The sequence below is a fragment of the Mesorhizobium terrae genome (genome assembly GCF_008727715.1).
Classification (GTDB): domain Bacteria; phylum Pseudomonadota; class Alphaproteobacteria; order Rhizobiales; family Rhizobiaceae; genus Mesorhizobium; species Mesorhizobium terrae.
Genome location: NZ_CP044218.1, coordinates 3783646 through 3803621, shown reverse-complemented (window position 1 = coordinate 3803621; position 19976 = coordinate 3783646). Strand labels below are relative to the sequence as shown.

Annotated in this window: 19 protein-coding genes; all 19 read right to left on the bottom strand. The window is 63.4% G+C overall.

All coding sequences use genetic code 11. The features are described from left to right. Positions 1–118: 118 nt before the first annotated feature. The gene (locus FZF13_RS19580) at positions 119–799 is read right to left on the bottom strand and encodes an ABC transporter ATP-binding protein (protein WP_036255054.1); all 681 of its coding nucleotides are present in this window, start codon (positions 797–799) and stop codon (positions 119–121) included. Continuing rightward, positions 799–2085 (bottom strand): lipoprotein-releasing ABC transporter permease subunit, encoded by a 1287-nt coding sequence (locus FZF13_RS19575; protein ID WP_024924587.1) that lies wholly within the window; start codon positions 2083–2085, stop codon positions 799–801. Before FZF13_RS19575 ends, FZF13_RS19580 begins: the two co-directional genes overlap by 1 nt. Beyond that, positions 2082–3410 (bottom strand): proline--tRNA ligase, encoded by a 1329-nt coding sequence (proS, locus tag FZF13_RS19570; protein ID WP_024924586.1) that lies wholly within the window; start codon positions 3408–3410, stop codon positions 2082–2084. The genes FZF13_RS19575 and proS overlap by 4 nt, the downstream gene beginning before the upstream one ends. A gap of 728 nt (positions 3411–4138) precedes the next feature. Continuing rightward, positions 4139–4432: a DUF1467 family protein gene (locus FZF13_RS19565; RefSeq protein WP_024924585.1), complete on the bottom strand. Its 294-nt coding sequence runs from the start codon at positions 4430–4432 to the stop codon at positions 4139–4141. Further along, positions 4429–4833, bottom strand: a complete 405-nt coding sequence (gene mce / locus FZF13_RS19560; RefSeq protein WP_024924584.1) for a methylmalonyl-CoA epimerase — start codon at positions 4831–4833, stop codon at positions 4429–4431. Before mce ends, FZF13_RS19565 begins: the two co-directional genes overlap by 4 nt. 117 nt (positions 4834–4950) lie before the next feature. Beyond that, entirely contained in the window at positions 4951–6621 is a 1671-nt protein-coding gene (locus FZF13_RS19555) for a ribonuclease J (RefSeq protein WP_024924583.1), read from the bottom strand. 48 nt (positions 6622–6669) lie between these two features. Continuing rightward, positions 6670–7494: a biotin--[acetyl-CoA-carboxylase] ligase gene (locus FZF13_RS19550; RefSeq protein WP_024924582.1), complete on the bottom strand. Its 825-nt coding sequence runs from the start codon at positions 7492–7494 to the stop codon at positions 6670–6672. A 184-nt stretch (positions 7495–7678) separates the two neighbouring features. After that, positions 7679–9115: an NADH-quinone oxidoreductase subunit NuoN gene (gene nuoN, locus FZF13_RS19545; RefSeq protein WP_024924581.1), complete on the bottom strand. Its 1437-nt coding sequence runs from the start codon at positions 9113–9115 to the stop codon at positions 7679–7681. Between the two features lie 10 nt (positions 9116–9125). Continuing rightward, positions 9126–10631 carry an NADH-quinone oxidoreductase subunit M gene (locus tag FZF13_RS19540; RefSeq protein ID WP_024924580.1) on the bottom strand — a complete coding sequence of 502 codons (1506 nt, stop codon included), beginning with the start codon at positions 10629–10631 and terminating at the stop codon, positions 9126–9128. Further along, positions 10631–12622 (bottom strand): NADH-quinone oxidoreductase subunit L, encoded by a 1992-nt coding sequence (nuoL, locus tag FZF13_RS19535; RefSeq protein WP_024924579.1) that lies wholly within the window; start codon positions 12620–12622, stop codon positions 10631–10633. Before nuoL ends, FZF13_RS19540 begins: the two co-directional genes overlap by 1 nt. A gap of 10 nt (positions 12623–12632) precedes the next feature. Then, on the bottom strand, positions 12633–12941 hold the full coding sequence (gene nuoK, locus FZF13_RS19530) for an NADH-quinone oxidoreductase subunit NuoK (protein WP_024924578.1): 309 nt from the start codon (positions 12939–12941) through the stop codon (positions 12633–12635). A 1-nt stretch (position 12942) separates the two neighbouring features. After that, complete coding sequence (locus tag FZF13_RS19525; protein WP_024924577.1) at positions 12943–13563, bottom strand: NADH-quinone oxidoreductase subunit J; 621 nt, start codon at positions 13561–13563, stop codon at positions 12943–12945. Between the two features lie 130 nt (positions 13564–13693). Next, on the bottom strand, positions 13694–14185 hold the full coding sequence (nuoI, locus tag FZF13_RS19520) for an NADH-quinone oxidoreductase subunit NuoI (RefSeq protein ID WP_024924576.1): 492 nt from the start codon (positions 14183–14185) through the stop codon (positions 13694–13696). A gap of 4 nt (positions 14186–14189) precedes the next feature. Continuing rightward, entirely contained in the window at positions 14190–14420 is a 231-nt protein-coding gene (locus FZF13_RS19515) for a hypothetical protein (protein ID WP_024924575.1), read from the bottom strand. Beyond that, on the bottom strand, positions 14420–15463 hold the full coding sequence (gene nuoH, locus FZF13_RS19510) for an NADH-quinone oxidoreductase subunit NuoH (RefSeq protein ID WP_024924574.1): 1044 nt from the start codon (positions 15461–15463) through the stop codon (positions 14420–14422). Before nuoH ends, FZF13_RS19515 begins: the two co-directional genes overlap by 1 nt. Before the next feature lie 3 nt (positions 15464–15466). Then, positions 15467–17545 carry an NADH-quinone oxidoreductase subunit NuoG gene (gene nuoG, locus FZF13_RS19505; RefSeq protein ID WP_024924573.1) on the bottom strand — a complete coding sequence of 693 codons (2079 nt, stop codon included), beginning with the start codon at positions 17543–17545 and terminating at the stop codon, positions 15467–15469. After that, positions 17545–17811, bottom strand: coding sequence for a pentapeptide repeat-containing protein (locus FZF13_RS19500; RefSeq protein WP_244431118.1), 267 nt, complete (start codon positions 17809–17811; stop codon positions 17545–17547). The genes nuoG and FZF13_RS19500 overlap by 1 nt, the downstream gene beginning before the upstream one ends. A 34-nt stretch (positions 17812–17845) precedes the next feature. After that, the gene (locus FZF13_RS19495; RefSeq protein ID WP_024924571.1) at positions 17846–18568 is read right to left on the bottom strand and encodes an NADH-quinone oxidoreductase subunit E; all 723 of its coding nucleotides are present in this window, start codon (positions 18566–18568) and stop codon (positions 17846–17848) included. 94 nt (positions 18569–18662) lie between these two features. Next, positions 18663–19967 carry an NADH-quinone oxidoreductase subunit NuoF gene (gene nuoF, locus FZF13_RS19490; RefSeq protein WP_024924570.1) on the bottom strand — a complete coding sequence of 435 codons (1305 nt, stop codon included), beginning with the start codon at positions 19965–19967 and terminating at the stop codon, positions 18663–18665. Positions 19968–19976: the final 9 nt, after the last annotated feature.

The window sequence follows — 19976 nt, the reverse complement described above, 5'->3', positions numbered from 1 at the left end:
CCCCTTCAGGTTTCGTCGCAACGACGAACCTAGGAGAGACCTGCGTTGCGGTCTGTAACGGCGATCACATTGTCCGCAATGCCGGCGGAAACCAGCCGGCGGGCTTCAGCAGCCGGTTCTAAAGCGGCACCACCTTGCCTTCATTGAGCGTCACCCGGCGATCCATGCGGCCGGCAAGCTCGTGGTTGTGGGTGGCGATCAGCGCTGCCAGGCCGGACTGCCTGACCAGCGCTTCCAAGGCGTCGAAGACATAGGAAGCGGTGACCGGATCGAGATTGCCGGTCGGCTCGTCGGCCAGGAGCACCAGCGGCGCATTGGCGACGGCGCGCGCGATCGCCACGCGCTGCTGTTCGCCGCCGGACAGTTCCGAGGGCCGGTGCTGGGCGCGTTTGCCGATCTGCATGTAGTCGAGCAGCTGGGCGGCGCGCTTGGCCGCCTCCGGTTTCGACAGGCCGCGAATGAGCTGCGGCATCATGATGTTTTCCAGCGCCGAGAATTCCGGCAGCAGGTGGTGAAACTGGTAGACGAAGCCGATGTCGTTGCGGCGGATCGCGGTGCGCTCGTCGTCGGAGAGCCGCCCGCAGGCCTTGCCCGACAGGATGACGTCGCCGCCATCCGGCCGTTCGAGCAGGCCGGCCGTATGCAGGAGCGTCGACTTGCCGGTGCCTGACGGCGCCACCAGCGCCACCATCTCGCCCCGGTGCAGCGTAAACTCCGCGCCGTTGAGGATGGTGAGCTTGCGCGGCCCCTGCACATAGTGCCGTTCGACACTCTTCAGTTCCAGCACTGCCGCGGCCATTATTCGTACCTCAGCGCTTCGACCGGATCGAGCCGGGCCGCCCGCCAGGCCGGGAACAGCGTGGCGATGAACGACAGCACAAGCGCCATGACAACGACCGAGACCGTCTCGCTTGCATCCATCTTGGCCGGTAACTGGCTGAGGAAATAGAGCTCGGGATTGAACAGCACCGTGCCTGACAGCCAGGAGAAGAACTCGCGGATACGCTCGACATTGAGGCAGATGACGACGCCCAGCAGCACCCCGGCAAGGGTGCCGACCACGCCGATCGCCGCCCCCGTCATCAGGAAGATGCGCAGGATGGCACCACGCGTCGCGCCCATGGTGCGCAGGATGGCGATATCGTGCCCCTTGTCCTTCACCAGCATGACAAGGCCGGAAATGATGTTGAGCGCCGCCACAAGGACGATCAGCGTCAGGATCATGAACATGACGTTGCGCTCGACCTGCAGCGCCGAGAAGAAGGTCTGGTTCCGCTGGCGCCAGTCGGTCATGTAGATTTGCCGCTGCGCCGCCTCCTCCACCTTGGGTTTCAGCGCCTCGACATTGTCGGGATTGTCGAGATAGACCTCGAGGCTCTGCGCCTTGCCTTCAGAGTTGAAATACATCTGGGCTTCGGAGAACGGCATGTAGACGATCGAGGTGTCGTATTCCGACATGCCGACCTCGAAGATCGCCGTCACCGGATAGCCTTTTAGGCGCGGCGTCGTGCCGAGCGGGCTGACGTCGCCTTCGGGCGAGATCAACGTGATGGTGTCGCCGAGCGCCAGGCCGAGATTATCGGCCATACGCCGGCCGATCGCCACGCCGCCGGCGGTGTCGAAGGCAACGATCGAGCCCTGCTTGATGTTGTTGGCGACCAGCGTGACCTTGCCGAGATCCTCGCCGCGGATGCCGCGCACCAGCGCGCCGCCGCCCGAACCGACATTGCCCTGCGCCAGCACCTGGCCCTCGACTAGCGGGATCGCGTATTTGACGCCGGGTACGCCGTTGATGCGCTTGGCGAGCTCGGCATAGTCCTCCAGCGGCATATCCACCGGCGTGATGATGAGATGGCCGTTGATGCCCAGAATGCGCGACAGAAGCTCGGCGCGGAAACCGTTCATCACCGCCATGACGACGATCAGCGTCGCCACGCCCAGCATGATGCCGAGGAAGGAGATCGAGGCGATCACCGAGATCACCGTTTCCTTGCGCCGCGAGCGCAGGTAGCGCCAAGCCACCATGCGCTCGAAACCGGAGAAAGGTCCGGCGCTCGCCGCCTTGACCGCCGCGCTCTCGCTCATCCGGCAACACCCAGGCGCTTGAGGGCGGCAGCCAGCGGCAGCGTCTCGCGCTCGCCGCTCTTGCGGTTCTTGATCTCGACCTCGCCGGCGGCGACGCCGCGCGGCCCGACGATGAGCTGCCACGGCAAGCCGATCAGGTCGGCGGTGGCGAATTTGCCGCCCGGTCGCTGGTCTGTGTCGTCATAAAGCACGTCCTTGCCGGCGGCGGTCAGCGCTGCGTAGAGCTCGTCGCAGACGCGGTCGCAATCGGCATCGCCCGCCTTCATGTTGATCAGGCCGATGTCGAACGGCGCCACGCTTTCCGGCCAGATGATGCCGGCCTCGTCGTGGCTGGCCTCGATGATGGCGGCGATGAGGCGCGTCGGGCCGATGCCGTAGGAGCCCATGGAGACGTTGTGCTCCTTGCCATCGGGGCCCTGCACCTTGGCACCCATCGGCTTGGAATATTTGTCGCCGAAGTGGAAGATGTGGCCAACCTCGATGCCGCGCGCCGAGAGGCGCTCGCCGTCGGCGATCTTGTCCCAGGCGGCCTCGTCATGCATCTCGTCGGTCGCCGCGTAGGGCGTCGTCCATTCCTGCACGATGCCGGCGATTTCGGCATCGTTGCCATAATTGACGCCCTCGCCGGGCACGGGCAGCGACAGGAAGTCCTTGTGGCAGAACACCTGGCTCTCGCCGGTTTCGGCCAGGATGATGAACTCATGGCTGAGGTCGCCGCCGATCGGGCCGGTATCGGCGCGCATCGGGATCGCCTTCAGGCCCATGCGAGTGAAGGTGCGCAGATAGGACACGAACATCCGGTAGTAGGCCGCCTTGGCGCCCTCATAGTTGAGGTCGAACGTGTAAGCGTCCTTCATCAGGAATTCACGGCCGCGCATGACGCCGAAACGAGGACGCACCTCGTCGCGGAACTTCCACTGGATGTGATAGAGGTTGAGCGGCAGGTCCTTGTAGGACTTGACGTAGGAGCGGAAAACCTCCGTCACCATTTCCTCGTTGGTCGGCCCGTAGAGCAGCTCGCGGTCCTGGCGGTCCTTGATGCGCAGCATCTCCTTGCCATAGGCGTCGTAGCGACCGCTTTCGCGCCACAGCTCGGCCGACTGGATGGTCGGCATCAGGATTTCCAGCGCGCCGGCGCGATTCTGCTCCTCGCGGATGATCGCGCAGACCTTGTCCAGGACGCGCTTGCCGAGTGGCAGCATGGTGAAAGAGCCCTGTCCCTGCTGCCGGATCATGCCGGCGCGCAGCATCAGGCGATGCGAGACGATTTCGGCCTCGCGGGGGTTCTCTTTCAGGATGGGCAGGAAGTAGCGCGACAACCGCATGGATGGGTCCGTAAGTGAGGAAGGCCGCGCCGGAATCGGTGCGCGGCGGGCTTCAATGCAAGGGCTTCATAGCCATTTCATGGCGGAATGGAAACCCGCGCGGCCCGTGGCAATATCGCGCCGGGAACGGCTGAGGGTTTGCTAGGCGAGGAACGCCGTTTTATTGTGCAATGCAGCACATGAAACAGGCTTCCGATGAAAAATTTCCCGTGACATTTTCATCGGCGCCAGTCTAAAGTAATTGAATAACCGAGAGGACGGAGCGAAATCTGTTCTCCTGCGCGGTCAAAGTCTTGGGAGGATGCGATCTAGGCGCGGTAACTCGCAGCCGCCGGAAACGGAAAGCAGATCGGACGCGTTAAAATTGCAAGGCCTCGTGCCTTGCATTTTTTTTGGGCAATCAACAAATTGCATGTGCCGGCTGATGCACACTATCAAGCCGGCTCAAGACTATTGGTGACGCGCTGCGATCGTTTTCCGAAGCTGTGCGGCGTTCTCCCCGTCTCTCTCGTCTCGGTCTTCCACTGCCCATCTCGCCTGAAGCGTGGCCTCCTCGCCGCTGCTTCAGGCGCTTGCACACCGAGGTGTAGGCGATCGCGGCGCGACGCACTGTGAACGGCTTCACACTTGTTCGTGATCGTCGTGGGAAGGCAGACGCCAATTTTCCGCTGCATCGCAGCAAAACGAGCGTTTGGCACCGGCGGCGGCCTGGAAATTAAGGCAGGCCGCTAGGTGAAGCTGGGCAGGATCTGCGGGATGTCGTCGACCGTGTAGCCGAGCCCGGCGGTGACGCCATAATAGGTGGCGAGCACGATGAACGCCCACACCGTCGTCCACAGCAGGATGTAGAAATAGCGCGGCCGCTTCGGCGCGCTGGCGGTGGTGCCCAGCACCACCTCCTCCTGCTCGTCCTGCCGGCGGAAGGAGAAGGGCAGAATGGCGAACAGCGTGATCCACCACACCACGAAATAGACCGCGACCATCGAGATCCAGTCCCAGGCGGTAAAGCTTCCTCCGGTCATGACTGCTCCAACTCCACAAGCGTGCCGGAAAAATCCTTCGGATGCAGGAACAGCACCGGCTTGCCGTGCGCGCCGATCTTAGGGGTTCCATCGCCCAACACGCGCGCGCCCGACGCCTTCAGGCGATCGCGCGCGGCGAGGATGTCATCCACCTCATAGCATATATGATGCATGCCGCCCGACGGGTTTTTTTCCAGGAAGGCTGCAATGGGCGATGCCTCGCCCAGCGGCTCAAGCAACTCCACCTTGGTGTTACCGAGATCTATGAACACCACCGTCACCCCATGCTCCGGCAGCGCCTGCGGCGCCGTCACCCTGGCACCGAGAGTGTCGCGATAGGTGGCCGCCGCCGCACCGAGATCGGGCACGGCAATGGCGACATGATTGAGACGTCCAAGCATGGAAACTCCACGGCAGTCGGCAGTCGGCAGTCGGCAGTCGGGACGGAATGCAATTTGCCTGACAGTAGCAAGCAACCTTCAATGTCGACTGCCGATCGCCTACTGCCTACTCCCTTTTCACCGCGTCACAAACACCGTCACCAGCGGCTTCTTGCCCCAGGTCTCGTTGGCGGCGGCGCGTACGGAGCGGCGAACGGACTCCTGAACCAGGTCCAGATCCTTTCGGCGCTGGCGCGGTATGGAGTCCACCGCACCAACTGCCGCATCGAGCATGATGTCCTCGAGCAACTCGCCCGAGGCATCCGCCTCAGCGACGCCGATGGCGACGAGATCGGGGTCGCCGGCGAGTTCATATTTGTCGTCGAGCACGACATTGACCGCGACATGGCCGGCGAAGGACAGTTTGCGACGGTCCTTGATGCCCATCGCCTCGTCGCTGCCAACCAGCTTGCCGTCCTTGTAGACCCGGCCGAACGGCACCTGGTCGACGATTTCGGCCGCCCCCGGATAGAGCCTGAGCATATCGCCGTCACGCACCTGCGCCACCTGGCGGATACCGGACATCGACATCAGGGAACCCTGCGCCACCAGATGCGCAGCCTCGCCATGCACCGGCACGCCGATGGCCGGCCGCACCCATTCATACATGCGCTTCAGTTCGCTGCGGCGCGGATGGCCCGACACATGCACCAGCGCATCGCCATCCTCGATGATCTTCATGCCGAGATCGATCAGCCGGTTCTTGATCTCCAGGATCGCCTTCTCGTTGCCGGGAATGGTGCGGGAGGAGAAGATCACGGTGTCGCCGGCGGTGAGCGCCACCGACTTCATCTCGTCGCGCGACAGCTTGGCGAGCGCCGCCAGCGGTTCGCCCTGGCTGCCAGTGCAGATGACGACCAGGTTCTCGCGCGGAATGAAGCCGTAATCTTCCTCGGCGATGAATTCCGGCAGGCCGTCCATGTAACCGAGTTCACCCGCCACATCGATGGCGCGTTTCAGCGAACGGCCGAGCACCAGCACCTGGCGGCCGGCGTCGCGCGCAGCGCGCGCGATCGCCACGATGCGCCCGACATTGGAGGAGAAGGTGGACACGGCGACGCGGCCCTTGGCCTCCTCGATCAGCTTTTTCAGGCTTTCGCCGACAGCCTGCTCGGAAGGCGAATCCCCTTCCCTCAGCGCATTGGTGGAATCGCAGACCAGCGCCAGCACGCCCTTGTCGCCATAGGCGCGGAAACGCGCCTCGTCGGTCATCGGGCCGATGGACGGCGCCGGATCGATCTTCCAGTCACCGGTGTGGATGACGGTGCCGACCGGCGTGGTGATGGCCAGCGACATCGGCTCGGGGATGGAATGGGCGACCGGGATCGCCTCGATCTCGAACGGACCGATCGTGAATTTCTCGCCGGCGCGGTAGATGGTGACCGGGATCTTCGGCGCGTTCTGCTCGCCCTGGCGCTTGGCCTCGAGCAGGCCGGCGCCGAACGGCGTCATCCACACCGGCGCCTTCAGCTTCGGCCAGATGTCGTGCAGCGCGCCGTAGTGGTCTTCATGGGCATGGGTGATGACGATGCCGCGCAGCTTGGCGAGCTTGTCCTCGATGAAGCGCGTGTCGGGCAGGATCAGGTCGACGCCGGGATGGGCGGCATCGGGAAAAGTGACGCCGACATCGATAATGATCCACTCGCGGTTGTTCGCCGGACCATAGCCGTAAAGGGCGAAGTTCATGCCGATTTCGCCAACGCCGCCCAGCGGCACGAATACGAGCTCGGCGTTGTCCGCTTTCGCCATCCAGTCTCTCCTTTTGCCACAATCCGGCGCGACCGCGCCGTGGCGGCCCTATTGTGCCCCGGCCGAAGCCACCGCGCCGAAATGCACGTCGCCGGCGGCGACCGTAATCATTTTGCCTGCACTATCGCGGATCACGAAACGGCAATCCTCGTCAATGGTCTCGAAGGTACCACGCACCACATTGCCGTCGATCCTGACGGCAACCTCGCCGCCAAGCCCCGCGGCGCGCCTGAGCCAGCGCTCGCGAATGGCGGTCAGCCCGCGTCCCTCGGCCCACAGGCCGGCGTTTTCGCTCCAGGCGTCCGACAGCGCCAGGAACAGTGTTTCGGCGTCGCAATTCGCCCCCAGCGCCTTCAACGAAGTGGCGGGGTAAGGCAGGTCTTCAGGATGGGCCACGACATTGACGCCGATGCCGACGGCCACGCCGAAACGGCCGCCGTCCAGCATCGCCGATTCCAGCAGGATGCCGGAGAGCTTCGCGCCGGAGGCCAGAACGTCGTTCGGCCATTTCAGCTCGAAACGGTTGCGCCCCGCGCCGGCTCCGTCGAGCCCGACCGCGATGCGCCCCTTGGGCACCACGGCGTCGAGCGCATCTGCCAGTGCCAGCCCGGCGACGAAGCCGAGCGTTGCCGCCATGCGCAGCTCGCCGGTGGTGACTACAAGCAGGGTCGCGGCAAGATTACCTTCCAGCGTCGCCCACACCCGGCCACGCCGGCCGCGCCCGCTTTCCTGTTTCTTGGAGACGATCCAGAGCTTGCCGGGATCGCCGGCGCGGGCACGATCCAGCGCCAGCGCGTTTGTGGAGCCGACGCTCTCATGCGCCTCGAGGCGAAAGCCTTGGGCTTCGACAGTGGGTGCGAGACGGAAGCTCACGACGAAAAAACCTCTTCTCCCCGTTCACAGGGAGAAGATGCCGACAGGCAGATGGGGAGCGGCGCAAACCCGACAAGGACGGCCTGCCCTTTTCCTACCGGACCCTTCGCAGGCTGAGGGCGTTCGAAGCTCGAAAGGCCAAGCAATTGGCTTTTCATGCGCTGCGCGCGCCGCTTCTCACCCATCAAAAGAACGTCTTTGCCGCAGCTTGCGCGTAGGTGCTAATCGGACCGCCGATCAGCACATAGAGCAGCACGAAGGCGCCGGAGAGGCCGAGCACCAGGCGAAGCTCGCCGGCCATCGGCTGGAAAGCGCCGACCGGCTCATCGAACCACATGAGCTTGATGATGCGCAGATAGTAGAACGCACCCACCACCGAGGCCAAGACGCCGATGATCGCCAGCGCGTAGAGATTGGCGTTGATGGCGGCCAGGAACACGTACCACTTCCCCCAGAAGCCGGCGAGCGGCGGAATACCGGCCAGCGAGAACATCAGAATGGTGAGGATGGTTGCCATCATCGGGTTGGTCGACGACAGGCCGGCCAGATCGCTGATCTGTTCGACATTCTGGTCGTTGCGGCGCATCGCCAGGATGAAGGCGAAGGTGCCCAGCGTCATCACCAGATAGATCAGCATGTAGATGACGACGCCGCGCACGCCGGCTTCGGAATTGGCAGCAAGGCCGACCAGCGCGTAACCCATATGGCCGATCGAGGAATAGGCCATCAGGCGCTTGATGTTGGTCTGGCCGATGGCCGCGAAGGCGCCCAGCGCCATCGAAGCGATGGAGATGAAGACGATGATCTGCTGCCAGTCCTTGGCGATCGGCTCGAACGCACCCATGGTGACGCGCACGACGAGTGCCATCGCCGCCATTTTCGGCGCCGCCGCCAGGAAGGCGGTGACCGGGGTCGGCGCGCCTTCATAGACATCCGGCGTCCACATGTGGAACGGCACGGCCGAGATCTTGAAGGCAAGGCCGGCCAGCACGAAGACCAGACCAAACACCAGGCCCAGCTGGCGTCCGCCATGGCTGAGCGCATTGGCGATCGCCTCGAAGCCGACATTGCCGGTGTAGCCGTAAACGAGCGAGATACCGTAGAGCAGCATGCCGGACGACAAAGCGCCGAGCACGAAATACTTCAGGCCTGCCTCGGTCGAGCGGACATTATCGCGGTTGATGGCGGCCAGCACATAGATCGCCAGCGATTGCAGCTCGAGGCCCAGATACAGCGCGATCATCCCGTTGGCCGAGATCATCAGCATCATGCCGAGCGTGCACAGAAGGATCAGCACCGGATATTCGAACTTGTCGAAGCGTTCGGCCTTGGCGAAGCGCACCGACATGATCAGCGTGACCGCCGAACCGACCAGCGACAACAGCTTCATGAAACGCGCGAAGGCATCCTGCACGAAGGCGCCACCATAGGCGTTGCCCTCGCCCGTGACGAACAGCATCCAGCCGCCGGCGACGATGAGGATGGCCACGGCGAGCCCGCTGATGGCGCCGCTCGACGCCTCGCGCGAATAGGCGCCCACCATCAGAAGGACCAGCGCGCCGATGGCGATGATCAGTTCCGGCGTCGAGAGCGAAAGGCTGGAGAGAAGATCCGGTGTCATGATGCTCTACTCAGTGCGCCGCCGCGGTCTGCGCGGAGCCGATGGATGCGGTGACGTTGGTGACGAGCGACTTGACCGAAGCGGCCGTCGCGTCGAAGACCGGCGCCGGGTAGACGCCGAAGAAGATGACCAGGATCACCAGCGGATAAAGGATCACCTTCTCGCGTGGCGACAGGTCGAGCATGCTCTTGAGGCTGTCCTTGGTCAGCGCGCCGAAGATGACGCGGCGGTAGAGCCACAGCGCATAGGCAGCCGACAGGATGACGCCCGTGGCGGCGAAGAACGCCACCCAGGTGTTCACCTTGAAGGCGCCAATCATGGTCAGGAATTCGCCGACAAAGCCTGAGGTGCCCGGCAGGCCGACATTGGCCATGGTGAAGATCAGGAACGCGGTGGCGTATTTCGGCATGTTGTTGACGAGGCCGCCATAGGCGGCGATCTCGCGGGTGTGCAGGCGGTCGTAGATGACGCCCACGCACAGGAACAGCGCGCCCGAGACCAGGCCGTGCGACAGCATCTGGAAGATGGCGCCCTGGATGCCTTCCTGGTTGAGGGCGAAGATGCCCATGGTGACGAAGCCCATATGCGCCACCGACGAATAAGCGATCAGCTTCTTGATGTCCTCCTGCATCAGCGCCACCAGCGAGGTGTAGATGATGGCGATGACCGAAAGCGTGAACACGAAGGGTGCGAAGAACTCGGACGCCAGCGGGAACATCGGCAGCGAGAAACGCAGGAAGCCGTAACCGCCCATCTTCAGGAGGATGGCGGCCAGGATGACGGAACCCGCTGTCGGCGCCTCGACGTGTGCGTCAGGCAACCAGGTGTGCACCGGCCACATCGGCATCTTCACCGCGAAGGAGGCGAAGAAGGCGAGCCATAGCCAAGTCTGCATGTTGGCTGGGAAGTTGTGTGTCAGCAGCGTCGGGATATCGGTGGTGCCCGCCTGCCAGAACATCGCCATGATGGCCAGAAGCATCAGCACCGAGCCGAGCAGCGTGTAGAGGAAGAACTTGAACGAGGCATATACGCGCCGCTTGCCGCCCCACACGCCGATGATGATGAACATCGGGATCAGGCCGGCCTCGAAGAAGACGTAGAACAGCACGATGTCCATTGCGCAGAACACGCCGACCATCAGCGTTTCCAGGATCAGGAACGCGATCATGTATTCCTTGACGCGCTTCTCCACCGAGGTCCACGACGCCAGGATGCAGAGCGGCATCAGGAAGGTCGTCAGGATGACGAACAGCATGGAAATGCCGTCGACGCCCATGTGGTAGGAGATGCCTGAATCCAGCCAGCCCATCTTTTCCACGAACTGGAAGCCGGTGCTCGACTTGTCGAAGTAGAACCAGATCGGCAGCGACACCAGGAAGGTGACGATCGTGGTCCACAGCGCGATGGCGCGCACGTTGCGGCGCCCCGCATCGCTGTCGTCACGAATGAACAGGATCAGCAGCGCGCCGACGAGCGGCAGGAAGGTGACCGTGGAGAGGATTGGCCAGGTCGACATCAGAGCATCATCCAGGTGACGAGTGCAGCAACGCCGATCAGCATGGCGAAGGCATAGTGATAGAGGTAGCCGGTCTGCAACTTGACCACGCGGTTGGTGACATCCACCACGCGGGCCGAGACGCCGTCGGGGCCGAGACCGTCGATGACGGCGCCGTCGCCCTTCTTCCACAGGAAGGTGCCGAGGCGCTTGGCCGGCCGCACGAACAGGAAGTCGTACAACTCGTCGAAGTACCACTTGTTGAGCAGGAAGGCATAGAGTCCGCGATGGCGCTGCGCCAGCGTCACCGGCATCTCGGGCGAAGAGATGTAGAACTTCCAGGAGACCAGGAAGCCGACCACCATGGCGACGAACGGCGCCAGCTTCACCCACACCGGCACGCCATGCATGTCGTGCAGGATATGGTTGTCGGGCAGCGTGAACAGCGAGCCCTTCCAGAATTCGGCATAGGCTTCGCCGATGAAGTAGTCGTGGAACAGGAAGCCAGCAGCCAGCGCGCCGGCCGCCAGGATGAACAGCGGCACTAGCATCACCGGCGGCGATTCATGGACATGGTGCATGACGTCGTGGCTGGCACGCGGCTTGCCGTGGAAGGTCATGAAGATCAGGCGCCAGGAGTAGAAAGAGGTGAAGCAGGCGGCGATCACCAGCAGCGCGAAAGCGAAGATCGCCATCGCATTGTGACCGACAAAGGCCGATTCGATGATGGCATCCTTGGAGAAGAAGCCGGCCGTGCCGATGACGGTCGCCGGGATGCCGACGCCGGTCAGCGCCAGCGTGCCGATCACCATCATCCAGTAGGTGGTGGGGATCAGCTTGCGGATGCCGCCCATCTTGCGCATGTCCTGCTCGTCCGACATCGCGTGGATGACCGAGCCGGAGCCCAGGAACAGCAGCGCCTTGAAGAAGGCGTGCGTGAACAGGTGGAAGATTGCCGCGCCATAGGCGCCAACACCGAGCGCCACGAACATGTAGCCGAGCTGTGAGCAGGTCGAATAGGCGATGACGCGCTTGATGTCGTTCTGCACCAGGCCGACGGTGGCCGCGAAGAAGGCGGTGATGGCGCCGACCAGCGTGACGACGGTAAGCGCGGTAGCCGACAGTTCGAACAGCGGCGACAGGCGCGCCAGCATGAACACGCCGGCGGTGACCATGGTGGCGGCATGGATCAGCGCCGAAACCGGCGTCGGGCCTTCCATGGCGTCCGGCAGCCAGGTGTGCAGCGGCACCTGCGCCGACTTGCCCATGGCGCCCATCAAGAGAAGCAGGCAGACGACGGTGAGCGCCGCACCCTTGTCCAGCGCATAGCCGAGGAAGGTCAGCACCGTTTCGCCATGCGCTGCAGCGGTGGCGGCGGCGTCATGGCCGGCCGGCGCGAAGGCGGCGGCATTGGCGAAGATGGTCGATAGGTTGACCGAGCCGAACAGCACATAGACGCCGAAGATGCCGAGCGCGAAACCGAAGTCGCCGACACGGTTGACGACGAACGCCTTGATGGCGGCGGCATTGGCCGACGGCTTCTTGTACCAGAAGCCGATCAGCAGATAGGACGCGAGACCAACGCCTTCCCAGCCGAAGAACATCTGGATCAAATTGTCCGACGTCACCAGCATCAGCATGGCGAAGGTGAACAACGAAAGGTAGGCGAAGAAGCGCGGCCGGTTCGGATCGTGGTGCATGTAGCCGATCGAATAGATGTGCACCAAGGCGGATACGGTGTTGACCACAACCAGCATGACGACAGTCAGCGTGTCGATCCGCAGCGCCCAGGCGGCGTCGACGCCGCCGGACTGAATCCAGCGCATGACCGGAACGGTGAAGGCTTCGCCCGAGCCCAGCGCGACCGTGAAGAAGGCCACCCAGGACAGAACCGCCGAGATCACCAGGAAACCAGAGGTGATGTATTCCGATGCCTTGGCGCCCAGCGAATTGCCGAACAGCCCGACGATCAGGAAGCCGATGAGGGGAAGAAAGACGATGGCTTGGTACATGATTGCCCCGTTAACCCTTCATCATGTTCACGTCTTCGACCGCGATCGAACCGCGGTTTCGGAAGAAGACGACCAGAATGGCAAGACCGATCGCCGCCTCGGCCGCCGCCACCGTCAACACGAACAGTGCGAAGACCTGGCCGACGAGGTCGCCCAGCGCCGCCGAGAAGGCGACGAAATTGATGTTCACCGCCAGCAGGATCAGTTCCACCGACATCAGGATGACGATGACGTTCTTGCGGTTCAGGAAAATGCCGAACACGCCGAGCGTGAACAGGATGGCCGAAAGGGTGAGGTAATGTCCGATGCCGACGGTCATCTCAGATACCCTTCCCCGTCTCGACTTTCTTGATTTCGATGGCGGTCGCCGGCGTGCGGGCGACCTGCTCCGCGATCGACTGCCGCTTGATGCCCGGCTTGTGGCGAAGCGTCAAAACGATCGCGCCGATCATGGCGACGAGCAGCACCAGGCCTGCGATCTCGAAGTAAAAGAGATAATTCGTATAGAGAATGTCGCCGAGTGCCGCCGTGTTGGTGCGGGTGGCAAGATCGGGCGTCTTCTGCGTGATGGTGGTGGCGAGCTGCGGCGCGAAGGTGTAGCCGCCCAGCACCACGATGAGCTCCGCCGCCAGGATCAGCCCGACGAGCGCGCCGATCGGCGCATATTGCAAGGCACCGCTTTTCAGTTCCGCGAAGTCGACGTCGAGCATCATGACGACGAACAGGAACAGCACCATGACCGCGCCGACATAGACGACCAGCAGGATCATCGCCAGGAACTCGGCGCCGGTGAGCAGGAACAGCCCAGCCGCGTTGAAGAACGTGAGGATGAGGAACAGCACCGAATGCACGGGGTTGCGCGACGAGATGACCATGAAGGCCGACGCCACAGCGATAAAGGCGAAGAGGTAGAAGAAGGCCGCCTCTAGTCCGTTCAGCATAGGGGTTCCCCCAGGTTCCTGTTGGGCAAGGCTGGCGCCCTGCTCCATTCTTTTCGGCCTCGCCCCGCCTCCGGTTGCGAAACCGCGTTGTCCTTAGACGAGCCGTTGCGGCGCGTCCATCTTTCAAAACTCACCGGTAAGGTGCGTCCAGTTCCATGTTGCGCGCGATCTCGCGCTCCCAACGGTCGCCGTTGGCGAGCAGCTTTTCCTTGTCGTAATAAAGCTCCTCGCGCGTCTCGGTCGCGAACTCGAAATTCGGCCCCTCGACGATGGCGTCCACCGGGCAGGCTTCCTGGCAGAAGCCGCAATAGATGCACTTCACCATGTCGATGTCGTAGCGCACGGTGCGGCGGGTGCCGTCATTGCGCCGCGGACCGGCCTCGATGGTGATGGCCTGCGCCGGGCAGATCGCTTCGCACAGCTTGCAGGCGATGCAGCGTTCCTCGCCGTTCGGATAACGCCGCAGCGCATGCTCGCCACGGAAGCGCGGGCTGATCGGCCCCTTCTCGTGCGGGTAGTTGATCGTCTCCTTCGGCGACACGAACTGGCGCATCGACAGGAAGAAGGCGCCGACGAAGTCCTTCAGAAGCAGTGCCTTGGCGGCCTGAGCAAGAGCGGACATGTTCCTATTCGCCTCCAAATAATGCCGGTCCGCCCTGCCAACCGATGAACACACCGCCGAGCGCGGCCAAGGCCGGTAGGATCCAGAAGTAGCGACGGAGCTGCTGTGCAGAAAGCCCGTGATTCATTCCTACATTCTCAAGCCACGTGGTTTTATGGAGCACCAACCAGATCAACAAAATTCCCAGTTCCAACCAGAAAACGGCAACGATCGCACCCAAAACATTCGGGGACATCACGCCCCCCCCGTGAGTTTCAGGAACGCGGCAGTCGCCACCACCATGAACAGCGAGATCGGCAGGAACACCTTCCAGCCCAGACGCATCAGCTGGTCGTAGCGGTAGCGCGGCACGAATGCCTTCACCATGGAGATGAAGAAGAACATCAGGCAGACCTTGAGGACGAACCAGATCACGCCCGGCACCCAGGTGAAGGGTGCGAAGTCGAACGGCGGCAGCCATCCGCCCAGGAACAGGATGGTGGCCAGCGCGCACATCAGCACGATGGCGACATACTCGCCCAGGAAGAACAGCAGGAACGGCGTCGACGAATATTCGACCATGTGGCCGGCGACGAGTTCCGATTCCGCCTCGACCAGGTCGAAGGGCGGCCTGTTCGTCTCGGCCAGCGCCGAAATGAAGAAGATCACGAACATCGGGAACAGTGCCAGCCAGTTCCAGTCGAGGAAGGTGTTGGGCAGGCCCAGACGGGTGCCGAGGCCATCATGTTGCGACAACACGATGTCGGTGAGGTTCAGCGAGCCGACGGTGAGCAGCACTGTGACGATGACGAAGCCGATGGAGACCTCGTAGGACACCATCTGCGCCGCCGAGCGCAACGCGCCGAGGAACGGGTATTTCGAGTTCGACGCCCAGCCGCCCATGATCACGCCATAGACTTCGAGCGAGGAGATGGCGAAGACGTAGAGGATGCCGACATTGATGTTGGCGATCGCCCAGCCATTGTTGACCGGGATCACCGCCCAGGCGGCGATGGCAAGCACCGCCGAGACCAGCGGAGCGAGCAGGAACACGCCCTTGTTGGCGCCGGACGGAATGATCGGTTCCTTGAAAACGAACTTGAACAGGTCGGCGAAGGCCTGCAGCGTGCCCCACGGACCGACGACGTTCGGGCCGCGACGCAGCTGCACCGCCGCCCAGATCTTGCGGTCGGCATAAAGGATGTAGGCCACGAAGATCAGAAGCACGACGATCAGCACGACCGACTTCAAGAGGATCAGCAGCGCCGGCAGCACGTAGAAGGAGAAGAAGCTGTCCATGGTTTATTCCGCTGCCTGCCTGAAGCCGTTCTTCGCGAGCGCCGAGCATTCGGCCATGACCGCGGAGGCCCGCGCGATCGGGTTCGTCATGTAGAAGTCCTTCACCGGCGAGGTGAAGGCCGCCTTGTTGAGGCGGCCGCCGAGCTTTGCCACCTTGGTGACGTCGCCCGCTTCGCCTGCCGCGATCTGGTCGACGCGGGCAAGGTGCGGATGCTCGCCATAGAGCTTCTGCCGGAGCTGCGCCAGCGAATCGAACGGCAGCTTCTTGCCCAACACGTCCGACAATGCGCGCAGGATCGCCCAGTCCTCGCGGGCATCGCCCGGCGCGAAACCGGCGCGGTTGGTCTGCTGCACCCGGCCTTCGGTGTTGACGTAGGTGCCCGACTTTTCAGTGTAGGCCGCCGCCGGCAAGATGACATCGGCGCGGTGGGCGCCGGCATCGCCATGCGTGCCAATATAGACGACGAAACCGGAAGCCTTCGCCAGATCGAGTTCGTCGGCGCCGAGCAGAAACAGCACTTCGCTGTCGCTCAAGATGCCGGCGGTGTCCTTGCCGCCCTCGCCCGGCACGAAGCCGATGTCGAGGCCGCCGACGCGGGCAGCCGCGGTGTGCAGCACCGCAAAGCCGTTCCAGCCATCCTTCACGGCACCGACAGCCTGCGCCAGCTTGGCCGCCTGGCCGAGCACGGCAGCGCCATCCGAACGCGACAGCGCACCCTGGCCGACGATGATGAGCGGGTGTTCGGCCTTCTTCAGCGCCTGGAAGAATTTGCCATTGCCCTCGGCCAGATCCTTCAGCGTGTCTGGACCGGCGCCCAGCGCCTCATAGTCGTAGCGTGTGTCGCCGACCTCGCCGATCACGCCGACCGGCATATTGCCGGCGCGCCAGCGCTTGCGGATGCGAGCATTCAGCACCGAAGCTTCGAAGCGCGGATTGGTGCCGATGATCAGCACGGCGTCGGCGTGTTCGATGCCTTCGATGGTCGGGTTGAAGATGTAGCTGGCCCGGCCGAGCGACGGGTCGAGCGCTGCGCCATCCTGGCGACAGTCGATGCCAGCGGAACCCAGCGACTGCACGAGCTGCTTCAGCGCATACATTTCCTCGACAGCCGCCAGATCGCCGGCGATGGCGCCGATCTTCTCCGGTGCAGCCTTGGCGACGACATCTTTCACTGCTGCGAACGCCTCGGCCCAACTGGCGGGAGCCAGCTTGCCGTTCTTGCGCACATAGGGCCGGTCGAGGCGCTGCGTGCGCAGGCCGTCCCAGATGTAGCGGGTCTTGTCGGAAATCCACTCCTCGTTCACCGCTTCGTTGACGCGCGGCAGGATGCGCATGACCTCACGCCCACGGCTGTCGACGCGGATCGCCGAGCCGACCGCGTCCATGACGTCGATCGATTCGGTCTTGGTCAGTTCCCACGGCCGCGCCGTAAAGGCGAAGGGCTTTGAGGTCAGCGCGCCGACCGGGCAGAGGTCAACGACGTTGCCCTGCAGTTCCGACGTCATCGCCTGTTCGAGATAGGTGGTGATCTCGGCATCCTCGCCGCGGCCGATCAGACCGAGCTCGGAAATGCCGGCGACTTCGGTGGTGAAGCGGACGCAACGCGTGCAGTGGATGCAGCGGTTCATCACCGTCTTCACCAGCGGGCCGATATATTTGTCCTCGACCGCGCGCTTGTTTTCGTGGAAGCGCGAGGAATCGACACCGAAGGCCATCGCCTGATCCTGCAGGTCGCACTCGCCGCCCTGGTCGCAGATCGGGCAATCGAGCGGATGGTTGATGAGCAGGAACTCCATCACGCCTTCGCGCGCCTTCTTGACCATGGGCGAATTGGTCAGCATTTCCGGCGGCTCGCCATTCGGGCCGGGGCGCAGGTCGCGCACGCCCATGGCGCAGGAAGCCTGCGGCTTGGGCGGGCCGCCCTTCACCTCGACGAGACACATGCGGCAGTTGCCGGCGATCGACAGCCGCTCATGGAAACAGAAGCGCGGCACTTCCGCGCCCGCCGCTTCCGCCGCCTGCAGCAGCGTGTAGTGGTCGGGTACCTCGATGTCTTTGCCGTCGACCTTGAGCTTTGCCATCAATTGCTCCCGGCGTCTTTCGCCGTCTTATATGCCGCGAACAGATCAACGACGCTGACGCCGTTGATCTCCATTCCGGCGATCTGCGCATTTTCGATCTTTACGTTGCTCATGTTCACATCGGTGAACAACGTATTGGAAAGATTGACGTCTTCCACCCTGGCGTTGGCCAGGTTGACGTTGTGAAACTGCGTGTTCGACATGTTGACGTCGTCGAAGCACGAATTGGTGACGACGGCGCCGCGAACGTCGAGCACATCGCGCATGTCATGGACTTGCATCGCCGTCGCCTCCCTTCGCTCAATCGTTCGTCTTGGCGGCCAGAGCCGCCGCTTGCATCAGCCAGCCGTCGCGTTCGACGCGGCCCTTGAAGCCCAGATAGTCGTCAACCCAGGCGACCTCGGCCGACGTCCAGCCGGCGATCTGCGCATAGGTCCAGACGCCCTGGCCGTTCAGCACCTTTTCCAGCTTCGGGCCGATGCCGGTGATCGCCTTGAGGTCGTCTGGCGTCGCAGGCTTGTCGACAGCTGCCGGCTTGCGGAAATCCTCCGGCATCACGGCGACCGTCGGCGCAACGGGAGCCGGCACTTCGGCAACCGCGATCTCGGCGGGTGGCGCTTCCTGGATAGGCTCGGCTATCGGTTCGGCAATTTTCTCGGCAACCGACTGCGCTTCGGCGATCAGCTTTTTGGTGGTGGCGCGTGCCCTCGCCGCGGGAGCCTTGGCGGCCGTATCTGCGCCCTCGCCGGCAAAACTTTCGACACTGCCCGGGAAATCGTCCAGAACCGGCTGCAGCAGGCGTTGCGAAACCTCGGCCGCGCCGGTCAGCGCGCCAACCCACAGTCCGAAGGCATGGCTGGCCAGGCCGACGCCGAGCGCCGACATCGCTGCGGCTCCGGCGACCGGATGCGCGAACAGATTGACGGCGTTGGCCATCTCCTGCGGCATCAATTTGGTCAGCTCTTGGTTCATGGTCTCGAAATCGTTCACGTCAGGCACTTCGCGATCGGGGGTGGGAAACATCGATGGCCTCCTAAGCCGCTTCGTTCCGTATGCCCTGCTCTTGCTGCCGTTTCCTGTTCAGCAGGGCTTGCGCCCCTGTTCTCTCATTGTCTTGTTACTCTGCCGCGACGAGAACCGGCTCGGCGCGATGCGCATTGCGGGTGAATTCGTCGATGCGCCGCTCGATCTCCGGGCGGAAATTGCGGATCAGGCCCTGGATCGGCCATGCGGCCGCGTCGCCCAGCGCACAGATGGTGTGGCCCTCGATCTGCTTGGTGACGTCGAGCAGCATGTCGATCTCGCGCTTCTGCGCCTCGCCGCGCACCAGCCGCTCCATGACGCGCCACATCCAGCCGGTGCCCTCGCGGCACGGCGTGCACTGGCCGCAGCTTTCGTGCTTGAAGAAATAAGCGAGCCTGGCGATCGCCTTCACGACGTCGGTCGACTTGTCCATGACGATGACGGCGGCGGTGCCGAAGGACGACTTCTTCTCGCGCATGCCGTCGAAATCCATGATGGCATCGGCCATGTCCTCGCCCTTGATCACGGGGCAGGACGCGCCGCCGGGGATGACGGCCAGCAGATTGTCCCAACCGCCGCGGACGCCGCCGCCGTGCTTTTCCACCAGTTCGCGGAAGGTGATGCCCATCGCTTCTTCGACGGTGCACGGCGTGTTGACGTGGCCGACCAGCATGAACAGCTTGGTGCCGACATTGTTGGGACGGCCGATGGACGAAAACCAGGCAGCGCCGCGACGCAGGATGGTCGGCGCCACCGCGATCGATTCGACGTTGTTGACCGTGGTCGGGCAGCCATAGAGGCCGACATTGGCCGGGAATGGCGGCTTCAGGCGCGGCTGGCCTTTCTTGCCTTCCAGGCTTTCGAGCAGCGCGGTTTCCTCGCCGCAGATATAGGCGCCGGCGCCGTGATGGACGTAGATGTCGAAATCGTAGCCGTTCTTGTTGCCCTTGCCGATCAGCTTGGCCTCGTAGGCCTCGTCGATGGCGCGCTGCAGCGCCTCGCGCTCGCGGATAAACTCGCCGCGCACATAGATGTAGGCGGCGACCGCGCCCATGGCGAAGCCGGCAAGCAGGCAGCCTTCGACCAGCGTGTGCGGGTCATGGCGCAGGATATCGCGGTCCTTGCAGGTGCCGGGCTCGGATTCGTCGGCGTTGACGACCAGATAGCTCGGCCGGCCATCACTCTGCTTGGGCATGAACGACCATTTGAGACCCGTCGGGAAGCCGGCGCCGCCGCGACCGCGCAGGCCCGACGCCTTCATCTCGTTGATGATCCAGTCACGGCCTTTCTCGATCAGGCCCTTGGTTCCATCCCAGGCGCCGCGCGACATCGCGCCGGCCAGCGACTGGTCGAAGCGACCATAGATGTTGGTGAAGATGCGGTCCTTGTCCTGAAGCATTGATCGTCC